The following is a 20,590-nucleotide window of genomic DNA, read 5'->3' as shown; positions in this document are numbered from 1 at the left end:
ATTTGCCGTGGGTCGGGGTCTTGGTCGGCCCCGCCTTATCCATTCCTTAAACGCTGAATGCGAGTTTCAAAGCCAACCAGAACCATCTGCAAAGCAGAGCTGTCCACGACAAGTGCGAGTGCGTTGAGTTGAGTTCAATCAAGGCCAGATACGTTGAATTGCCTGGCGCGATTTCAGCCGGTTGCGAACGTATGGTCCATCCGTCCATTCTCGAGCGGAGCGACCGCGAGCGCCAGCGGCGCTTCATTGGCGTCATGCTCGCCGCTCCTTTCTTTGCCGCCGGTGCTGCGGTCACGCTGATCACTTCAGGTATGGGCGCCGCCGTCACCATGGCCGCTATCTTCGCGGCCTTTGGCCTGTGCTGGTTCGTCGCCTTGCTTGTCGCGGCGACCGGCAAGATGACTGCGGCCGCTCAACTCGCCCTGGCGATGGCGGGCATTGCTCTTGCTGGTTTGATCGCCGCCGCCGGAGGGCTGAGCTCGCCTGTCGCCATGCTTGTCGTGGCGCTGCCATTCGAAGCCTGGTGGATCGGCGCCTCGCGGCGTGCGGCACTTTGGGGAACCGTGTCGGCCGCTGTCGCCATCCTGGCTCAGCCTCTGGCCGCAACTCTGTTCCCATTCACGGGGACGCAGATTGCCGCCTGGCACTGGCTGGTGCCATTGGCATGGGCGCTCACACTGATCCCGCGCGCATCGGCGTTTCAAAACACGGCCGATGCGGCTGACGTCGCCGACAAGGCCGACCGTCTCGAAGACATCATCGATGCGGTGATCTTGCGCGTCGCCCGTCATGGCGAGGTTCTGGACGCTTCGCCAAAGGCGCGCACCCTTCTGAAATTGCCGCCCGAACTGCTGTCCGGGAACGGCCTCTTCGATCGCATCCATCTGTCGGATCGTGTCTCCTATCTCAGCGCACTCGCCGACATGCGCGATGGCGCGCTGTCGCGCCGGCTCGAATTGCGCATCCGGCTGCCTCAGAACGGCAGTGGCCAGAATGAAAATCGCTTGGCGGCGGACAATTACCGGCCGTTCTCGCTTGATCTGGTGCGCGGTGAGGAACAGGACGACGCCTTCACACTTGTCCTGCGCGAGAATGACGAGATTGCCCGGCTGCGCGAGGATCTCGCGGCGGCCAACGAGGCGGCGGCAACCGCCGAGGTGGCGAAAGGACGCTTCCTGGCTGTGGTCAGCCACGAACTGCGCACGCCGTTGAATGCCATCATCGGTTTCTCGGACATGCTGCTGCATGAGATGTTCGGCGCCTTCAAGGATCCGCGCCAGAAGGAATATGTCGGCCTGGTGCGGGATTCGGGCCAGCATCTGCTCGCCGTCGTGACCTCGATACTCGACGTGTCGAGGATCGAATCGGGCGTCTATGCGACCGAACCGGAGCCCTTCCGGTTCGCGGAGGCGGTCGAAATGTGCCAGTCGATGATGCGGTTGCAGGCACAGGCCAAGAACATCGATCTGCAAACGCAGATCGCGCCGGACGCCGGCGACATCAATGCCGATCGGCGCGCCGTGCAGCAGATGCTCATCAACCTCGTCTCCAATGCGATCAAGTTCACCCCCGATGGCGGCGATGTCGTCGTTGGCGCCAAGCGTATCGGTTCGCGTCTGCATTTCTGGGTCAGGGACACCGGCATCGGCATCGCCGAGGAGGATTTTGCCAATCTCGGCAAGCCCTTCATGCAGATCCAGAACGACTACACCCGCCGTTTCGAGGGCACGGGTCTCGGCCTTTCGCTGGTCAAGGGTCTGGTGGCACTGCACGAAGGCACGATGTCCATCGAAAGCATGCCGGGCGAGGGCACCACGGTGACCATCAGCCTGCCGGTGAACGGACCGAAGGGACGTCAGGTGGAGAAGGCCGGCGTGCTGACCATGCCTGTGGCGATGGCGAAAGGGGACAGAGATGGCTCGCTCCGCAAAACGGCCTAAGGCGGTCAAGCGCCGCAGCAACGCCTTTCAGGACGGCGCCGTCGCTGTCGGCGGCATGATCTCGCGCAATCCCGTCCTGTTGGGCGGCTCGACGGCATTCCTGGTGACGCTGTTCTACGTCTCCGCCAATGCCTTGTGGTACCAGCCTTTCCCGCATGCCGGCGCGTTCTTCGCAACCCGCAGCATCGAGGGCTTTCCGCGCGCGGCGTCCGACGAACCGGAGACGACGTTCAACATCGTGCGGCCATCCGGCACGCCGGCACCGATCAAGGGCGATCCGGTGATCGAGCAGGTGCAAGGCATACTGAAGGATCTCGATTTCTATTCCGGAACGGTCGACGGCATTTCCGGCCCCAACACGCGCAAGGCCATTCAGGCTTATCAGCAGAAGGTCGGGCTCAGTGCGTCCGGCGAGATCGACGCGCTTCTGCTGGATCAACTGGGCGCGACGCCGAAAACCGCTTCCGTCGTACCCAGGCCGCAGCCGCGTCCTGATACGCCTGTCACCGTTCCGGTGTCTTTGCAGACAGGTTCGGGGCAGACAAACTCCGGGCAGGCGAATGCCGAGACGCAAGCGCCCGATGCCCGCATCGTCAAGATCCAGGCCGGGCTCAAGGCGTTCGGCAATGACGACATGCAGCTGGACGGCGTCGTCGGCGCGCGCACCAAGGCAGCGATCAAGGAATTCCAGTCGCTGTTCGGCCTGCCGCAAACGGGCGAGCCCGATGAGATCGTCTACGTCAAGATGCGCGAAATCGGCCTGACCAACTGACGGCTGAAACGACGGCTCGCCCAGCGGCGGAAATATCGATAGAGAGCCCGCTTGCCTTGTTTTCATGCATGTCGTTGTCCCAAAACCGGACCACTTTTGGGCGACATGCATCAGCGGAGTTCTCTTATGCGCGTGACATCGGATCTGTGGGTATCGGCCCTGTTGCGCCGGGTTTTCGGTGCCGGCGGATTTGCCGCCGTGGTCAAGCGCGGTGCAACCGAAGCCGGCGCTGTTTTCGTGCTGGCGCGGGGCAGGCTGGGCGAGGTTGCCCTGTTCGGGCCGGCGCCGCAGACAAGCTACGATTCGGCCAAGCCCGACGACCGGTTTTTCAGTCTGCTCGCGGCCGGCGACGATGCCGCAATGCTCGATGCCAGGCTGGAGAGGGAGAAAAAATTCGACCCCGACATCTGGGTGGTCGAGATCGAGACCGGCACTGTGCCCGTCGAGGAGCTTATTTCCGTGAAGACGCCCTGAGGCCGGAGGAAGCCTCCGCGTCGTCACTGTTCGATGCCGTTCGGCTATCGCTGTTTGCCGGCATGGCGTCACGAACAACCCTTGCAACGGTTTCGGCTTTCCAGAGGCGCACCTTGTCGACGGCTGCTTCACGATGCAGGAGCCGGTAGCGGTCGAGGAAGGCGCGGATAGCCTGCGGATGCGGGAACTGACTGGGATAGACCGCGACCGTGATCAGGAAGGCCCTGTCTTCGCTGAGGTCGAGAGACCGCAGTGCGGCAAGCAGCGAGGCATAATTCTGGTTGGCGATGAGTGATCGCGCGGTCGAGAAATCGATATCGAGCGCATCGGCCAGCGCGGTCTGGAAGAAGGCGGCGTTTCCCGTCAGCGCCGTCTCGCGCAATTTGACATAGGTGTCCGCGCCGGTGAAAGGATCGGCGTTCGTTGCCGCCGCCTCATCGCCCGTGCGCATCATCGAGCGCAGCCTGCGCCGTGCATTCTCGGCCGCGATGCCCAGCGCCTGTTCTCGGGCGGGTTCGTCGGCGGCAGTCTCCGTGCTCAACGGCGCGATCTTGTCTGCCGCGGCGGCGTTCGCATCCGGCTCCCGCACGCGCACCAGGGTCGGCCTTTCGAGCGCCCGGATCAGGTCGGCGATGGTTGGGTTCAAGCCCTTGCGCCGCGCAATGGCACGGGCATGCGGCAGGCCATGTCGCCCGATCAGCGCGATGAGATCGATGTCGGTGACCGCGCGTGAGCGGATGAGCAGCGGCGCGGCGATGTCGACCGGTTCCTCGCAGAGCCGGCGCACCAGGGCGGCGGGGGCATATTCGCATTCGGAAAGGGCGGCTGCGACATAGCGGCGTGATTCGACGGAGACGTCATTGAACAGCGGCAGCGTTAGGTCTTCGAGTTGGCCGATCTCGCGACGTGAAGGGCGGGTGAGCGAACAGAATGCCGACACCGCGGCGCGGAACAGCCTTTCGGCCTTTCCCGAGTCTTTTCGTACCGCGATTTGCCTGAAGTCCGAAGATGACACGAAGGATACGCCCGTACTCGACACAATCTTGACCACGCTCGACCGGGACCGTGTCGGTTTCGCGGGTGCCTCGGTCAGAACGTCCTGACCTCAAGACAAAGATCAAGTTAGCGACGATCCGTTAGCGCTCCGTTAACCCTCTGCCTGCCTTAATGATATTTGGAGGCGTTGCGTTGTGCTCCGGGGAAACCGAGAGGAATGCGCGAACCATGGGCATGGTACTGTCTTTCGTGCCGCGAACGGCACCAAGCAATCGGACAAAGCAAACCGCCGAAATGCCGGCGGCGGTGATCATCTTTCCCGGCATCCGCTATGAGCGATCGGCCGCTGGCGAAGTACGGCCGATCGATCCCGACAAGCCAGGATCGCCAGGGACGAAGCCGTTTCCTCACCACTGAGTTTCGGCGGCCACGGACCGCTGATCTGGCGCATATCTAGAAGTCCTGCAACTCGCAGGAACTCTGCTCGAAGAAGCGCGATACGATCGGCTTCCAGCTGTCATCGGGCACGAAGGCGCGGATGACGAAGATGCCTTCCTCGATTGGCGCTTCGACGAAGATCGCTCCCTGAAGGTCTTCGGGAAGATCCTTGCGCACGTCGATCATCTGCGCCGGTGTCAGCACGACGGCATCCAGCACGCTGCCGGTCGCGGTGTGGTCGTTGAAGGAATAGATGTTATGGCCGCTGCGGTCGTAGACCGAGACCGACCAGAACGGGACATGTCCAGGCGCCTTGATGCGGACCATGCCTTCGCCCAGGTCGAACCGGCACGCCGTTGCGTAAAACAGGGGGTCGACGGATTTCACCACGGGCGCGCCACCGGCCTCGGCATCGAGCCGCGTCATCTTGTAGAGATCCGACGCCATGGACAGCCGCGACCAGGCGTCGCGTTCGGAAAACTCGGGCACCAGAAGCAGCACGGCGATGTGCACGATGCCGGCGCCGAGCAAGCCGAGCAGGACGGCATGCAAAAGTCTGCGCATCGCCGCGGAAAAACTACGCATCGCAGCCGACCTTGACGATATTCGGCAGCGAGACATCCGACAGGCCGGTGCTGCTGGCGATCGGCGTGTCGTAGAAGGTCAGCACGAAATACATCCTGCCGAAACCGTCGGTCAAAAGCCAATTGCCCGGCATCGGGTGATGGCCGGCGGAAATGACGACCGAATTGTCGGACTGGCGCACCACCCCATAGGATTGTAGCGCCGCGAGCCGGGGTTTGCCTGTTTCGACGACGCCGAGCGACTGGTCGGCGGCATAGAGCGTCCAGAACCGCGCCGTCGGAAATCCACCCTCGATGGTATAGGTGCATTCGCGCTTGAGTTCGCCGCCGCCCGCATCGCGCTCGGCAACGAAGGACAGCCCTTCGGCGCGCCCGAGCGCAAGCACGCCCTCACGCGCCACACGGGCTTTGGAGTAGGGATCTGCAGACGGCGTACCTATGTCGGGAAAGGCTGTCCATTGGCCGATCCGGATGGCGCCGACACCATCCTGGACTTTCAGCGCATACCAGACGCTGCCGCCACCGCCGACGATGGCTATGGCAAGCGAAAGCAGCGTCAGGAAGGCATTCTTGAGCATGAGGGGCCGGGGACGTGAAGAGTTGCCGCTCGGGATATCGCGGCGCAGGGCCTTGTGGCAAGCGGGCCGATGGATTTGCCTGCCCAGACCAGTCGGAAAGGATCACAGTGCCGACAGCGTCTCCGGCGGTTGAGGCGCATCGAGGACGGGCGCCGACTGGAACAGCCTGGTCATGTCCCGCAGCGTCTGCGTGGTCCGGCTGGATAGCACCGCCGGCCGTTCGGCCGCGGCGTCGGCCGCTGCCTGTGCATCGCTCTTCTTCTGCGCTTCCTCGGCCTTGGCCGCGACCTCCTCGTCGACGAAGGGTTTGTCGATGCCCGGGATCGGTTTGAGGTCGATATTCTGGTGCGCATAAACCATCAGTCGCTGCCACACCATTGCCGGCAGCGAGCCGCCGGTCATGTTCTTGGTCGGCGTGAAGTCGTCGTTGCCCATCCATACCGCCGCCGTGTAGTTGCCGGTGAAGCCGACAAACCAGGCGTCGCGGTAGGACTGCGTCGTGCCGGTCTTGCCGGCGACGACGATGTTGGGAAGTTGAGCGCGCCGCGCCGTACCCATCACCGGCACCGCGGCCAGCATGGTGTTCATCGATTTCAGCGCCTGCTCCGACAGCACCCGGTGTGGCGGCGGCGCATCCTTGGCGAAATCATAAACCACCTCGCCGGTGCGGGTGACGAGTTGGCTGATGCCGTGCCGGGAGCCGACGAAGCCGTTGTCGGCGAACACGCTGTAGCCCGTCGCCTGGTCCATCACCGTCATGCCCGAGGTGCCGAGCACCATTGTCTTGTGCGCTTCGAGCGGCGATTCCACACCCATCGCCTCGGCCATGGCCTTGATCGGGCCGATGCCGAGATGGTCCTTGGCCAGCCGCACCGGCACGGTGTTGATCGATTTGGCCATTGCCATGATCAGCGTGACGTTGCCTGCCGATCCGCCGCTGTAATTGTGCGGCGACCAGGAGCCCCAACTGATCGGGCCGCCGGAAATGATGGAGTTGGGGGTGAAGCCGTGTTCCATCGCGGTTGCGTAGACATAGGGTTTGAACGACGAGCCGGTCTGGCGCAGCGCCTTGGTGGCGCGGTTGAACTGGCTGGCGCCGTAATCGCGGCCGCCGACGATGGCGCGTACGGCGCCGTTGGTCTCGATGACGACGACCGCGCCCTCGGTGACGTTGTACTCCTTGCCGAACTGGCGCAGGTGGAACTCCACCGATTCTTCCGCCGCCTTCTGGATGTTGGCGTCGAAGGTGGTGTGGGCGACAAGCGAGTGCTGGCCCGGCTTGGCGATCTTCTTGACCTCGTCGAACGCCCAGTCGAGGTAATAATCCGGGCTTTTCTGTTCGCCGCGGTCAACGACATCGGCCGGGTGCAGCCTGGCCTGGAGGACCTGACCTTCGGTCATGAAACCGGAATCGACAAGGTTCGACAGCACCACATTGGCGCGCGCACGCGCCGCCGGCAGGTTGATGTGGGGAGCATATTTGGTCGGCGCCTTGAACAGCCCGGCCAGCATCGCCGCCTCGGCGAGGTTCAGGTCCTTGACGCTCTTGCCGAAATAGAAGTCGGCGGCCGCCTCGATGCCGAACGTGCCGCCGCCCATATAGGCGCGGTCGAGATAGAGCTGCAGGATTTCCTTCTTCGACAGATTGGCCTCGAGCCACAGCGACAGGAAGGCTTCCTTGATCTTGCGCTCCAATGTGCGCTCATTGGTGAGGAACAGGTTCTTGGCCAGCTGCTGGGTGATGCTCGAGCCGCCCTGGACGACGGAGTTCGCCCGCACATTCTCGAATATGGCGCGCGAAAGACCGAGCACGTCGATGCCGTAGTGGTCGAAGAAGCGGCGATCCTCTGTGGCAAGCACCGCCTTGATCACGTGATCGGGCATCTCGTCGACCGGCACCGAATCGCGCTGGATGATGCCGCGCTGGCCGATCTCGTTGCCATAGCGGTCGAGGAAGGTGACGGCGAAGTCGCCCTGGGCGCGCCAGTCGCCGGCCGTGTCCTGGAAAGCCGGAATGGCCAGCGCCAGCATCACCACAATACCGCCGGCGCCGAGCGTGAAACCCTCGCTCAGCAATTCGACGACGCGGCGGCGCCAGCCGGATACGCGAAAGCGCCGCGAGAAGATCGTCGCGGATTCCCAGAATTGGCGCGCCTTGAAACCGATTTCGTAGAGCGAGGAATCGATCCACGCATCGAGCGCCAGCAGCCGGGTGGCGATCGGCCCTCTTCTCTTGCGCGGTTCAGGACTGGCCATTCAAAAACCCGGCTCGGCTGTGGCGTGACCTGAAAACCGCAAGCCGGCAATTTCAGGGCGATGCACCGTCCCGACTATTCATCCATTTTGCGGACGCTCACAAGGGCGGTGAGGACACAACTGCATAGTTTGTTGGTGCGAAGGGCAGGAGAGTCAGGAATGGGGATTGGCGCGCTCAGCCTGCCAGAGCAGTGCCTTGAATGATCATCGCGGCGAGGCTGCCGCGATGGCCGCCTGCAGCAGTACCCGCGCGCCGGTAACGGCGTAGGCAGGTTCCACATATTCTGCCTCGTTGTGGCTTAGCCCGTCACGGCACGGCACAAAAATCATCGCGGCGGGCGCCACCCGTGCGAGGAACAGCGCGTCATGGAATGCCCCCGATATCATCTGCTTATGCGGCAGCCGCAGCGAATTGACGGCCTCCTGGACAGTTTTGACCATATCGGGAGAGAATGCCGCCCCGGGCATGTCAAACGACCGCGTGATCGTTACCGTGCAATGCTGAGCCTCTGCTTCCGCTGCGCAGACCTGACGCAACTCGGCTTCGATGGCATCGAGCCGCTCTACCTGCGGATGCCTGATGTCGACGGCAAAGACCACGGACTGCGGTATGGCGTTGATCGAGCCAGGCTTGGCGGTGACCCGGCCCACCGTCAGCCTTGCGCTGCTGTCGAACGGCATGATCGTCGTCTGCAGGCGGTGCATTGCGGCAGCTGCCGCGACCATCGGATCCTTGCGATAGGCAAGGCCGGTTGTGCCGGCATGACCGGCAGCGCCCTCGATGGAAACTTCCAGCCAGCGCGTGCCTTGCACGGCGGTGACGATACCGATCGGCAACCGCTCCTTTTCCAGCGATGGCCCCTGTTCGATATGGAGCTCGATATAGCCGGAGATCGGCATGCCAAGGGGGCGAAGGGTTGCCTCTGGCAAGGCGGAGATTGTTGCCCCGAGCTCCCCTGCGAGGGACGCACCGTCGCTGCCGATTATGGACCGCCATGCGGAAGTATCGGCTCCAGTGAAAGCCATGGAGCCCATCACACCGGGCGCGAACCGACTGCCCTCTTCATTGGCCCAGGCGACGACCTCGATCGGCATTCGAGTTTCGGCCTTCGCGTCCTCCACGGCTTCGAGCGTCTCGAAGGCGGAAAGCGTGCCGAGCGCTCCATCGAAGCGCCCCCCGGTCGGCTGGCTGTCTAAGTGGCTGCCGATCAGCAGCGGCGGCAGCGTGGCATCCGTGCCTTCGCGGCGGATGAAGAGGTTCGCCATGGCATCCTGAAAGACCGCGAAACCGCGCTCGATCGCCAATTCCGCCAGCAGGCGCCGGGCGCTGCGATCCTCAATGCTGAACGCCTGTCGGTTCACGCCTCCGGCAGGCGTCGCGCCAATCCGGGCGAAGGCATCGAGTCGGCTCAGCAGCCGTTCGCCGTCGATCTCCGGTACCAAAGTCACCGCTTGAGGCCTCGGATAAAGGCGTTAACCCGTTGGGGGTCGACCTGATTCCACCACACGCCATCATACTTGAGCGAGCTGGCGACAATCACGCCGTCGACGATGTCGAGGATATCGTTGGCGTTGTCGGGCGTCACCCCGCTCCCGACAAGCGTCGGCAGCCCGGCGGCATCCTTGATCATCCTGATATAGCCTAGATCAGCGGCATGGCCGGTGCGTTGGCCGGTGGCGATCACGGCGTCGGCATCGAAGAACACCAGGTCCTTGACTTGTTCCTCGACTGGCCGGTCGCCGACGATGGCGTGGGCGCCATGCTTGACATGCGCGTCGGCGAAGATGCGGATGCCGTTGGCCCGAAGCTTGGCGCGGAAGCGCATGGCACGCGCCGCTTCGCCTTCGATAAAGCCCTCATTGGCAACATAGGCGTTGGCCCATTGATTGACGCGGACGAAGGAAGCACCGGAGGCACTGGCGATCGACAGCGCGGGAATTGAAGCATTGGCAAGCACATTGATGCCGATCGGCCGGCTGAGTTCCTTTCGGATCCGGTCTGAGACGACGGACATGTAGGCGGAGGTTTCCGGCCCGATATCGTCGGGCTTGGCAAACGGAACGTCGCCGTGGTTTTCGACGATCACGCCATCGCAACCGCCATGCAAATAGGCTTTGGCGTCGTCGAGGCCGCGCTGATAGATAGCCTCGACCGCTTCGCCATTGTAGCGCGGCGCACCTGGTAGAGGTGCCAGATGAATGACGCCGATCACCACCTTGCTTCGGCCGAAGATCGACTGCAGGGCATCATTCGTCACCCGGCCGACCGGTTTGGGGGATTTTGTCATGCGGTTTGCGCTTCCGTCGTTTCCATGAGCAGTTTCATCTCCCGCCTGTCAGGGCAGGAGCCGAGCGTCCCGGCGCGTCCAACCGAGATGGCTGCGGCGTGGACCGCGATCCGCGCCGCCGCGGTGAGGTCCATCCCGGCCGCAAGGCAGCCGGCGAGGCAACCGCAAAAGACATCGCCCGCGCCGCTGGTGTCTACCACGGCCACGCTCGGCGCCCCGATCCGGTCGACCCGACCGTTGTCATCGGCGACCAGGCAGCCAAGCGCGCCAAGCGTCACGACAGCGGTGTCTGCGCCTTGACTGATTAGTTCGCGGGCTGCCGCGTCGGGACCATTTATTCCAGTCAGTTGCTCCACTTCGCCTGCATTGGCGATGGCCAGGCTGACGTCGCTCAAACCCGGTGTATGGCCGGCCGCAAGCGGGCTTGGATTGAAGACCGTCATCGCTCCCGCGCTGCGGGCCGCCTTTAGGCAAGCGGTCGTTACATCCGGATCCAGATTACCCTGGACCACCACGATGTCGCCGCGTTCGACCGATCGGATAAAATCGCTGTCGGCCAGGGGATCGAAGGCGGCCGCGCAACTGGCGCCGGTGACGATGAGGTTCTCGCCACGGGCATCGACTATGATCGTCGACCGGTCGCTGGGCAGCGGCAGCATCGTTACATGGCTGGTGTCGAGATCGCGGCTCAACTGCTCTTTGATCCAGGCTCCGGCGGCATCGTTGCCGATCGCCGTACGGAAGCGGACATCGGCTCCGGTGCGCGCCGCGGCCACCGCCTGGTTCGCACCCTTGCCGCCAAGTCCGTCGGCATGCTCCGACGCATTCAGCGTCTCGCCTGCAGCCGGAAACCGGTCCAGCCGAAACGTCGTATCGACGCAAACATTGCCGACGACATGGACGCGCATGGCTAATCCCTGGCTGTTGCCCAGCCCAGCATCTGTTCGAACAGTGTCTTGTAGCCATTCCAGGCGATGAAGCCCGGCGGCAGCCAGTGCGGGCCGACATCGGAGGTCCAGGCGACGGTGCGACCCCGCCCATATTTACCAGTCACGAGCAGTGGCAGCGAACGGTAGTCCGAGGAAACGGTGGCGAGAACTTCCGCACCGTCCTTGACCGTGACTTCGTTGAAGCCGAGCAGGATCGGCCAATCCTTGCCGAGACCCTCAAGGATCGGATGGTTCTGCGGGCCTACAACGACCGGCGCATAGCCTTCCGGGACCTCGACACGGTCGTCCACGGGCAGGCAGGTGACCGGCAAAACGTCCTCGACCGGCGTCTTGTGGTAGCGCGCGCCACCATTGATGCCCTGGAAGCTGTAATAGCCACCGAACATCAACAGGCCGCCGCCATTGCCGACATAGTCGCGTAACAGGCGCAGTCGATTCGGCGTCGGTTTGGAATGAACCCAGGTGTCCGGGTGGAGCAGCAGCGTGTTGGCACCAAGATCGGAAAGCACGACCGCGTCATAGGCGGAAAGCGTTTCCATGGACTGCGGGAAATTCCGCTGCGCCTCATGCGCCGGCATGAAGGTGACATCGAACGGACTGTCCTTCAGCGCGGCCAGCAGCTCATCGGCACCGGTGTGATAGGTTACGGTCGGAAACTGATCGAAGCCTTTGATGTGGGTCGCGGTCGAGACCCAGGACTCGCCTGCGAGAAGAACCTTCTTCCTGGACATGTAGTCTCCCTATCTTGTTTGGAGCCGCGGCTCAGACGCCCTCGGCGAACACGGTCTTTGGATTGTCGACGAGCATGATGTCGATTGCCGACTGCTCGACACCATGGCGTTTCAGTCTCGGCACGAAATGCTTCAGGATGAAGCCGTAGCCGAAACCGCCGAAGCGGGTCAGCATGATCTTGAGAAAGACGTCCTGCGACAGCAGGATCCGGTCGAGCAATCCCATGTCGATCAGCGAGCGGATCGCCCGTGCATTCTGCTCGTCGGACGGCGATTGAGCATCCTGGTCGGCATAATAGAAATCCATGCCGATCATGTCGTATTCCAGGAATGCGCCGCGCGCGGCGAGGCTTTGCTGGTAGGCAAGATCGTTGTGGCTCGGGTTCATGTGGCAAAGCACCGTATGCCGGAGATCGGCGCCTTCCGCCTCGACCACGTCGAGCACGTCATGAGCCAGTCGCTCCCAGCCAGGCAGATGAATGGTCAGCGGCACGCCGGTGATCTTGGCCGCGCGAGCCGAACCCCGCAGTGACTTGCGTTCCTCGTCGGTGAAATCCTTGCTGACACCGACCTCGCCGATGATGCCGGCCATGATTTCGGGCTGCGTCGACCCGCCGCCGACATCGTTGACGAGGAATTCGGTGACGTCGTCGACGTCCATCGCTTTCAGCCAGTCGGGATGGGTGTGCTGCAGGTAGAAGCCCGTACCCATGATGATCCGCAATCCTGACGCACGGGCGATCCGCGCCAGCTTCACCGGATCGCGGCCAATGCCGATATTGGTCGCATCGACCACGGTATGGCCGCCGAGTGCCCGGTATTTTGCCAGCTCCGAAAGCGCCAGGTCGCTGTCGTCGAGGGAGACGTTGTCGCGGTTCATGTAGGGGTTCATCCGCAGTTCGCCGATGATCTCCATGCTGACCGGCTGCTCGGCGATCTTCTTCTCGTCGGGATGACAGGGGCATTTCCAAGATGTCGCGCCATCGAGCAGGATGTGTTCATGCATCAGCGTCACGCCCATGTCGGCAATCGAGACCGGGCCGGTAACGGTCATCACGGTGCCGGAGCGAACACCGATCGGCGCCCGTTCCCTTGGCTTGTCGTCGAACAAATGATCCATGTCAGCGGCTCCGCGTTGCGCCTTTGAACAGGCGGAAATTCAGCCAGATGGCAACGAGGATGATTGTGCCGGTGACGATCGGCGTCAGGAAGGGCGACATATGTGCGAGGATCAGGCCGTTGCCGATAACCGCGACGGTCAACGCGCCGAGCACGGTGCCGATGATCGTGCCGCGCCCGCCGAACAGGCTGGTGCCGCCAAGCACCACGGCGGCAATGACATCGAGCTCGAAACCCTGGCCGGAATTCGATGAGCCGGAACCGAGCCGGGCGGCAAGAACAATGCCGGCCGCCGCCGCCGCCATGCCCGACAGGACATAGACGAACAGCGTCATAAAGCGCGTATCGACACCGGCGCGGCGCACCGCTTCGGCATTGGCCCCGATGCCGGTGACATAGCGGCCGAACGGCGTCTGGTTGAACGCGAGATAGGCGACGACCAAGACGACAAGGGCGAGCAGAGCCGGTACCGGCACACCAAGAAACCAGGCCCTGCCGATGTTGACGAAGAAGCTGGTCGGCTCAACCGGGATCGAATAGCCGCCGGTGATCAGCAAGGCCACGCCGCGGATGATGGAAAGACCGGCAAGCGTAACGATGAAGGCCGGGATCCGCTCATAGGCTATGAAGAAGCCCTGCAAAGCGCCGATCGCCGCGCCAAGAGCCAGCATGGCGACGACGACCAGCGGCCACGGCAGGCCGGACTGCAGCAAGACAGCCGACAGCGTTGCCGTCAGAGCCAGCACCGACCCGACAGAAAGGTCGATGCCGCCAGTGGTGATGACGAAGGTCATGGCTGCCGCAACGATCAGCAGCGGCGCCGACTGGCGCACGATGTTGAGCAGATTGGGTGTCGTCAGGAAGGAGCCGGTGGTCAGCGAAAAGACCACGCAGACGACGAGGAAAAACAGCGTAATCGAGACAACGCTGCCATTGGCTATCGCCACATCCTTCCATGTGCTGTTGTGGGTGCGTTTGGACGGCGAGGCGCTGATTTCCTTGGGCGATGATGTGACGTTCATGGCTGAACTGCTTCATCACGGCTGGCGCGGGCAGAGCGCGCCGTGAATTTACGGCCGACGATCAGGTTGACAACCTCCTCGATGCTGGTGTCGCCGATCTTGCGTTCGGCGACATTGCGGCCCTCATACATGACCTGGATCCGGTCGCAGACGAGGAACAGATCCTGTAGCCGATGGGTGATGAGGATGACGCTGACGCCGCGGGCGCTGACGGTTCGGATGAGCTCCAGAACCGCCTCGACTTCGGCAACCGCAAGGGCCGCCGTCGGTTCGTCCATGATCAGCACCGACGGATCGAACGAGGCGGCGCGGCCGATGGCAATCGACTGGCGCTGCCCGCCGGAAAGGTTTTCGACCTTCAGTCTGGTATCGGTGATGACTATGCCGAGCCGGTCGAGCATTTCGCGCGTCTGGTCATGCATACGCTTGTTGTCGAGAAAGGGGACGCCGAGAAGGCGGCGGCGCGGCTCGCGGCCGAGGAATAGATTGCCCGCCACATCCACCGTGTCGCAGAGCGAAAGGTCCTGGTAGACCATCTCCACCCGTGCGGCGCGGGCATCGGCCGGTGAGGAAAAGAAGATAGCCTTGCCGTCGATCTCGATGCTGCCGGAATCCGGAATGACCGCACCGGACAGAACCTTGCTCAGGGTGGATTTGCCGGCGCCATTGTCGCCGACCAGCCCGAGCACCTCGCCCGGCTTCAGGTTCAGCGAAACATCATCCAGTGTCTGGATAGGGCCGTACCGTTTGGAAATACCGGTCATCCTGACGCGGTAGGTCTCGCCATCGCTCATCATGGTTCCAGTTCTAGAACGCAAGAAGTTCAATCGGTCGCCGGGCCGTGCAGGCAACCATAAGGTCATTGAGCGGCCCGGCGCTCTGGGGAGGATATTACTTGAACATGTCCTTGAACTGGCCGACATTTTCCTTGGTCACGATGGTGATCGGAACATTGATGATCGGATCGATCTTCTCGCCCTTCTTGAGCTTGCCGAAGGCTTCGATCGCCGCCTTGCCTTCACCAGCCGGATCCTGCTGGACGACTGCGATCACCCAGCCCTCTTCCAGACCTTGCACCGCCGACTTGGTCAGGTCCCAGCCGAACACCTTGACGTCGCCGGTACGGCCCTGGCTGGTGACGGCAGAGACCGCGCCGAGCAGAGCCGGCTCGCCCGTCGCATAAAGCGTCGTCATGTCGGGATTGGCGGTCATGAGGTTCTCGGAGGCGGACAGCGCTACGTCCTGGACGTTCTGGCCGTCGACCGTGTCGAGGAAGATGACCTTCTGGCCACTATCAGTGACGGCCTTCTTGAAGCCGTCGAGCCGCTGGTTCTGGATGAACGAATTGAGCGCGCCGACGACGCCGATCTTGGCGGTTCCGTTCAGCTTGGTCTTGACGTATTCGGCGTAGAACTTGCCGATATCTTCGCCGGCCTTCGTGTTGTCGACGCCGACGAATGCGACGTTGTCGCCGTTTGGGATCTGCGCGTCGATGGCAATGACCGGAATTCCGGCGGCCTTGGCCGCGGTTATGGCCGGCTTCACACCGTTGACATCGATGGCGACGAGAATGATGCCGTCGACCTTCTGGGTGATGTAGTTCTCGATCGCATCGTTCTGCGCGCTCGGTACATTGTTTGCGTTGAAGATGACGAGGTCGACGCCGGCAGCCTTTGCAGCAGCCGTTGCACCGTCATTGATCTGGTTGAAGAACAGGGCCTGCTGGTTGATGGTCACCAGCGCATAGGTCTCGGCCATGGCGGAAGCAGAGCCGAGGGCGAGGGTCATGGCGATGGCTGCGGCGCAGCCTGAAAGGATCTTGGTAAGACGCATTCCGGTTCCCCTTGGTTTTATGGAAAAGGCCCTTGATCGGGCTCACCTGGCGCCTGAGCGCAGAGACATAATTCAAGATACTTGATTTCTTGTCAAGTGACTTGAATTAGCACCAAGGAAAGGAAATGGGGGTGCGCCGGATCAGAATGTTGCCGGGGTGTTCACCCAGAAAATGCTGGCGCGCTCATCGCCGACATTGCGGTACCAGTGCGGCAGCTCGGAGTTGAAGACGAAGGAATCACCGGCGGACAAGCGAAACGTTTTTTCGCCCACCATCAATTCGATCGCACCTTCCAGGAGATAGCCGACTTCCTCGCCGGCATGCTGGATCGGACCGGCGCTCTCACCGCCCGCCTCGATATGATGGATGTTGCACTGCAGGAGATGGCCGGGCGAATACGGTATGACACGCTCGAGCGAAATACCTTCGCCGCGCCGAAGCGGATCGAGCGCGATCAACGGCCGCGATCCGGCTCGAAAAACGATGCCTTCCTCGCCATCGGACTCCTCGAACATCCAGCCAATGTTCGTGCCGAGCACCTCGACAAGCCGGTGAAGCATGGGAAGCGAGGGCGAGACCTTGCCGTTCTCGACCTTGGAAAGCAGGCTTTCAGAGCAGTTCGCGGCGGCAGCGAGCACTTTCAAGGTCAGCCCACGCGTCTGCCGGGAGAGTTTCAACCTTGTGCCGAGCCGCAAGAGGCTGGTGGCGGTCGAGCGCTCGTCGCCGCCCTTGCTGTTGTGGGTATCGATCTTGTTCATTGGGGCGCGCGAACATCTCCGCTGGTTGGGCTGACTCGTAAAACTGATCTTATGCGATGTCCATCCTATGAAAAATGGAGGAATACGCTGGATCGGAATCACGGACCCGTGCATGGCAAGCGCCGCGCCACCGTTTCAACACTCGCGAATGGGCTTTACCCTCAGGCCGGTTCGCGCTTCAGCGCCTGCGCCATGCAGTGGATGCCGCCGCCGGTCTTCGAGATCTCGCTCATGTCGACGGCAGCGACTTCGAAACCGCGCGCCTTGAGCTGGCCGATCAGCGTCTGGCTGGAGGTCGGCGCGATCACCCGGTCCTTGCCAAGCGACATGAAGTTGCAGCCGAGCGCCATCGTGTCCTGGAACGGCACGTCGATGATCTCGTGGCCCTTGCCCTTCAGCCAGTCGACAATGCCTGGCTCCGTACAGGCGAGGCAGACGGCGGTCAGCTTTTCGGCGATCGGCACCACCATCAGGTCGATGTGGACGTAGTACTCGTCGATGAAGGCGATGCGGGTTTCCCAGCCTTCCTTGTCGAACCAGGCCTGGACCTGGCGCGCGCCTTCTTCCTGCGTGCGGGCGCCGCCACAACCGATCAGCACGACGCCGTCCTCGATGACGTTGAAGTCGCCGCCCTCGAAGGTACCAGCCGTGACCATGTCGTAGATCGGGATGCCGAGCTTTTCGTAGGTGCGGATCGCGGCATAATTCTCGCCACGCCGCCACCAGTTGGCCATGGCGGTGATGAAGGCGCCGTAAGGCGTCATGACACTGGAATCACGGGAATAGACCTGCATCGGCAGTTCCGGCGTTGGCTCGTGCCAGTGGATATTGACGCCGAAATGCTCGTAGGCGGCGACGAGGTCCTTGTGCTGCGCCTGGGCGATCTGCACGTTGCAGGGCGCCTCGCGCAGATGCTTTCGCGACAGCGAGCTGGTCGAGAGATGCCGCAGGAAGTTCGGCGAGCCGAGCAAGACATCGGTCAGCACGTCGGTCTCGTTGGCGAAGCCCCAGGCGGTCAGCGGCTTGGTGCCGCCGGCCGGGTTGCGGCGCTGCAGCGAAAACGGCTCGGCGACAATGCGGTCATGAACGGTCATGGGATGCTCCTCGTGAGGGTGTCTGATTGCTCGGGATCCACCAGTCGCGTCCGCGCGGGGTGGTGACATATTCCGGCCAGCGAAATCCAATCGGCGGCTCGTAGTCGCAGAGCGGCGCGACCCAGTTCGAACCGCCGATGCCACCGCCGGTGCGGGTGACGAATTCATTCATCGCCGCATCGCGGGCGGTCTGGTCTTCCAGCAGGCGAAGGGCGGCGAGCGCGATCGTGCGGGATGCGCAGGCCACCATCGGGTCGATGGTTGCGGGAATACCGCCCAACGCGTTCATTACCCATGACGGATAGGGGTAGCCGGTCTCCGAACGCAGTGCCGGGCGGGCGACATAGAAGCGCGCCGTCGGCGTATGCCAGCTCATGTCGGTGTAATCGTCGGAGGTCGAATTGACCTGCGAGGGCGGCAGATCGCGGCGCAGGATCGCTTCCGCCGCCTGCGGCTCGATCAGGCGCTCCAGCTCTTCGATGAACGGCTCGTCGCTCGCCATGCGCCCGGCATTGACCTGTATCTCGCGCGCGACTGCCTTGGCCTCTTCGTCCCAGTGCGGTGGCCCGACGGTCGACAACGCTTCATAGGCGATTTCGGCCATGGCATGGTTGGCCAAGCCCGGCCGTGACTTCGACACCCAATGCCGCTCATGGCGGCAACCGCTGATGCTGGCAGCGGCCTCGGCGTTGCGGTCGAGCACCGCGGTGACCTGCTCGGCCATGGCAAGCGTCGGCACGCGGATCATGTACTGGATCTCGGCCAGCCCCGCCGGCAGGTTGTCGGCGGTCGCCTGGCCGGCAGTCAGGATCGCCTCGCTGATCGACCAGCCGCCCTGGTGCGGCAGCATGGAATCACGCAGCGCCTTGGAGGCCATATACATCATCGACAGTGCGTCGTTGGCACCGGGCGCGCGCGCCGCCGAATGCGCTTGCGGAATGGGTGCCGCACCTGCCGCCGCCCGCGCCCAGCGCTCCGGCTGGTCGCAGATGAAGCGATAGATCATCGCGTAGGCCGCACCGCAATGCGTGTCCCAGCGCGCCGTGTTGCAGAGCGGCAGCATGTAGAACGGATGGAAGGAGATCACGCCGGCAAGGCCGTCATAATAGCCCTTGGCGGCATGGATCGGCTTGGATCCGCGCACCTTTTCCGCCGGCTCGCCGGTGAAGCGCAACGTACCTGATATGCCATGGTGCTGCATCGCCGCCTTGGTCGCCAGCAGCCCGCCGAGGCTCGAAATGCCCAGCCCGGAATGCGGATCGGTATGACCACCGGCATGTTCGGAGAGCCCCCGGCGCGGACGCTCGACCGTAGCGGCATCCTGGCAATTGCCCGGCACCGCGTCGTATTCGGCGTACATGCCGATGGTCGGGCCGGGGCCGTTGGTCCAATGCGCGCAGAAGGCGGTCGGCATGCCGCCGGAACCTTCTTCGACGGAAAAGCCCTCGCGCTTCAGTCGCTCGACATACCAGGCGGCGGATTGATACTCGCGCCATGCGGTCTCGCCGAAATCGAAGATGGTGCGTGTCCACGCGGACAGCAACGGTTGGATGCCGTCAAGACAGGCAAGGGCGGTTGCTTGCGCCGAGGTGGCCACCGGGTTCTCCATGGCATGAGAAGAAAGCAGTGAAGCGGTTCGCTAGAAAGTGATATGTTTTCCCGGTTCATGCAAATTCGGTTCACCTGAGGCTCCTTGCGCATACCATCGACACAAGCGCTGCGCGCGCTCGACAGCTTCGCCCGTCACGGCAGCGTCTGGCGCGCCGCCGACGAACTGCACCTGACCCGCAGCGCCGTCAGCCACCAACTCCGCCTGCTGGAGCGCGACCTCGGCTTCGACCTGCTCGAACGCATCGGCAAGGGCGTGGCGCTGACGCCGCGCGGCCAGCGCTACGCCAGCGACGTGCGCAAGGCGCTCACCGTTCTCGGCGACGCGGTGACACGCCATGCCGGCACCGGCGTTGGCGGCTCGTTCAGCGTCAGCTGCACGCCGGGCTTCGCCTCGCTGTTCCTGTGCACCCATATCGGCGAGTTCCGGCAGATGTACCCTGACGTGGCGCTGCGCATCCTGACGCCGCGCCGGCTCGACGATGTCAGCAACGCCGACGCCGATGCCTTCATTGCTTTCGGTGTCGGCAATTGGCCGAACCGGGCGGTCGAACCGCTCTGCGAAATCTCGTTCACACCGCTCTGCAGCCCGACGCTGCTCAATAAGGTCGGTGGATTCTCCAAGCCAGCCGATGTTTTGCGCGCCAATCTTCTCCATCTCGGCGATACCGAGGATTGGGGGCGCTGGCTGGCGCTGTCCAAGGTGGAAAACCCCGACACAGAGCGCGGCATCTTCTTTTCCGACATGAACCTGGTCTTTTCGGCGGCGATTGCCGGCCAGGGCATCGCCATGGGCGACGAATTGACAAGCCGCCGGGCGCTGAGCGAGGGTCGGCTGGTACGCCCCTTCGACATCGCGATCAAATCGCCACGCTCCTATTTCCTGGTCTCCGAACACGCCAAGGCTTCGCATCCGGTGCTGGAAGCGTTCGCGGGTTGGCTGAGGTCGAAGCTCTCGGAGGTCAGCTAATCTCCCCCCTTGAGGGGGAGATGGCCGGCAGGCCAGAGGGGGTCGCTTCGACTGGGCTCAGCCCTCATTTTTCAAAGAAAGAGGAAGTTGGCGCTTCACGCGCGGCGACCCCCCTCTGTCGCCTTCGGCGACATCTCACCCTCAAGGGGGGAGATCAGCTCCATAGATGAATCAAATT

At 63.0% G+C, this 20,590-nt stretch carries 19 protein-coding genes; 4 read left to right on the top strand and 15 right to left on the bottom strand.

Annotated elements, in window-relative coordinates; translation table 11 throughout:
* Positions 1–191 precede the first annotated feature (191 nt).
* The 3 genes from ACSQ3L_RS24630 (at position 192) to ACSQ3L_RS24620 (ending at position 3,186) form a co-directional block, all read left to right on the top strand.
* The gene (locus ACSQ3L_RS24630; RefSeq protein ID WP_436162270.1) at positions 192–1,940 is read left to right on the top strand and encodes a PAS domain-containing sensor histidine kinase; all 1,749 of its coding nucleotides are present in this window, start codon (positions 192–194) and stop codon (positions 1,938–1,940) included.
* Positions 1,915–2,712 (top strand): peptidoglycan-binding domain-containing protein, encoded by a 798-nt coding sequence (locus ACSQ3L_RS24625; protein WP_436162269.1) that lies wholly within the window; start codon positions 1,915–1,917, stop codon positions 2,710–2,712. Before ACSQ3L_RS24630 ends, ACSQ3L_RS24625 begins: the two co-directional genes overlap by 26 nt.
* A 126-nt stretch (positions 2,713–2,838) precedes the next feature.
* Positions 2,839–3,186: a DUF1491 family protein gene (locus tag ACSQ3L_RS24620; RefSeq protein ID WP_436162268.1), complete on the top strand. Its 348-nt coding sequence runs from the start codon at positions 2,839–2,841 to the stop codon at positions 3,184–3,186.
* On the opposite strand, the gene ACSQ3L_RS24615 is transcribed toward ACSQ3L_RS24620, so the two are convergent.
* The 15 genes from ACSQ3L_RS24615 to ACSQ3L_RS24545 all read right to left on the bottom strand — a co-directional run bounded on the left by ACSQ3L_RS24615 (position 3,164) and on the right by ACSQ3L_RS24545 (position 19,443).
* On the bottom strand, positions 3,164–4,201 hold the full coding sequence (locus ACSQ3L_RS24615; protein ID WP_436162267.1) for a hypothetical protein: 1,038 nt from the start codon (positions 4,199–4,201) through the stop codon (positions 3,164–3,166). The two genes, ACSQ3L_RS24620 and ACSQ3L_RS24615, sit on opposite strands and share 23 nt — an antisense overlap.
* A 434-nt stretch (positions 4,202–4,635) precedes the next feature.
* Positions 4,636–5,205 (bottom strand): DUF1254 domain-containing protein, encoded by a 570-nt coding sequence (locus ACSQ3L_RS24610; RefSeq protein WP_436162266.1) that lies wholly within the window; start codon positions 5,203–5,205, stop codon positions 4,636–4,638.
* Positions 5,198–5,782, bottom strand: a complete 585-nt coding sequence (locus ACSQ3L_RS24605; protein ID WP_436162265.1) for a DUF1214 domain-containing protein — start codon at positions 5,780–5,782, stop codon at positions 5,198–5,200. Before ACSQ3L_RS24605 ends, ACSQ3L_RS24610 begins: the two co-directional genes overlap by 8 nt.
* Before the next feature lie 102 nt (positions 5,783–5,884).
* A complete protein-coding gene (locus ACSQ3L_RS24600; RefSeq protein ID WP_436162264.1) occupies positions 5,885–8,038 on the bottom strand; it encodes a transglycosylase domain-containing protein in 2,154 nt (717 codons plus the stop codon).
* 204 nt (positions 8,039–8,242) lie between these two features.
* On the bottom strand, positions 8,243–9,487 hold the full coding sequence (locus tag ACSQ3L_RS24595; RefSeq protein WP_436162263.1) for a Zn-dependent hydrolase: 1,245 nt from the start codon (positions 9,485–9,487) through the stop codon (positions 8,243–8,245).
* Positions 9,484–10,326, bottom strand: a complete 843-nt coding sequence (locus ACSQ3L_RS24590; protein WP_436162262.1) for a BtpA/SgcQ family protein — start codon at positions 10,324–10,326, stop codon at positions 9,484–9,486. Before ACSQ3L_RS24590 ends, ACSQ3L_RS24595 begins: the two co-directional genes overlap by 4 nt.
* Positions 10,323–11,234, bottom strand: coding sequence for a ribokinase (locus ACSQ3L_RS24585; protein WP_436162261.1), 912 nt, complete (start codon positions 11,232–11,234; stop codon positions 10,323–10,325). The genes ACSQ3L_RS24590 and ACSQ3L_RS24585 overlap by 4 nt, the downstream gene beginning before the upstream one ends.
* A 2-nt stretch (positions 11,235–11,236) precedes the next feature.
* The gene (locus ACSQ3L_RS24580; RefSeq protein WP_436162260.1) at positions 11,237–12,007 is read right to left on the bottom strand and encodes a glutamine amidotransferase; all 771 of its coding nucleotides are present in this window, start codon (positions 12,005–12,007) and stop codon (positions 11,237–11,239) included.
* A 31-nt stretch (positions 12,008–12,038) separates the two neighbouring features.
* Positions 12,039–13,127: a phosphotriesterase family protein gene (locus tag ACSQ3L_RS24575; protein WP_436162259.1), complete on the bottom strand. Its 1,089-nt coding sequence runs from the start codon at positions 13,125–13,127 to the stop codon at positions 12,039–12,041.
* A gap of 1 nt (position 13,128) precedes the next feature.
* Entirely contained in the window at positions 13,129–14,148 is a 1,020-nt protein-coding gene (locus ACSQ3L_RS24570) for an ABC transporter permease (protein WP_436162258.1), read from the bottom strand.
* Complete coding sequence (locus tag ACSQ3L_RS24565; RefSeq protein WP_436162257.1) at positions 14,145–14,945, bottom strand: ATP-binding cassette domain-containing protein; 801 nt, start codon at positions 14,943–14,945, stop codon at positions 14,145–14,147. Before ACSQ3L_RS24565 ends, ACSQ3L_RS24570 begins: the two co-directional genes overlap by 4 nt.
* 94 nt (positions 14,946–15,039) lie before the next feature.
* The gene (locus ACSQ3L_RS24560; RefSeq protein ID WP_436162256.1) at positions 15,040–15,981 is read right to left on the bottom strand and encodes an ABC transporter substrate-binding protein; all 942 of its coding nucleotides are present in this window, start codon (positions 15,979–15,981) and stop codon (positions 15,040–15,042) included.
* 141 nt (positions 15,982–16,122) lie between these two features.
* Positions 16,123–16,740 carry a cupin domain-containing protein gene (locus tag ACSQ3L_RS24555; RefSeq protein ID WP_436162255.1) on the bottom strand — a complete coding sequence of 206 codons (618 nt, stop codon included), beginning with the start codon at positions 16,738–16,740 and terminating at the stop codon, positions 16,123–16,125.
* A gap of 161 nt (positions 16,741–16,901) precedes the next feature.
* Positions 16,902–17,834 carry a dimethylarginine dimethylaminohydrolase family protein gene (locus tag ACSQ3L_RS24550; RefSeq protein WP_292642029.1) on the bottom strand — a complete coding sequence of 311 codons (933 nt, stop codon included), beginning with the start codon at positions 17,832–17,834 and terminating at the stop codon, positions 16,902–16,904.
* Complete coding sequence (locus tag ACSQ3L_RS24545) at positions 17,821–19,443, bottom strand: amidohydrolase (protein WP_436162254.1); 1,623 nt, start codon at positions 19,441–19,443, stop codon at positions 17,821–17,823. Before ACSQ3L_RS24545 ends, ACSQ3L_RS24550 begins: the two co-directional genes overlap by 14 nt.
* Before the next feature lie 84 nt (positions 19,444–19,527).
* Here ACSQ3L_RS24545 and ACSQ3L_RS24540 point away from each other — a divergent pair, with 84 nt between their 5' ends.
* Entirely contained in the window at positions 19,528–20,412 is an 885-nt protein-coding gene (locus tag ACSQ3L_RS24540) for a LysR substrate-binding domain-containing protein (protein WP_436162253.1), read from the top strand.
* Positions 20,413–20,590: the final 178 nt, after the last annotated feature.

It is taken from the genome of Mesorhizobium sp. LjRoot246, assembly GCF_964254115.1.
In the GTDB taxonomy this organism is placed as follows: Bacteria; Pseudomonadota; Alphaproteobacteria; order Rhizobiales; family Rhizobiaceae; genus Mesorhizobium.
The sequence above is the reverse complement of the archived record's forward strand: the minus strand, read 5'-3'. Positions and strand labels throughout refer to the sequence as shown.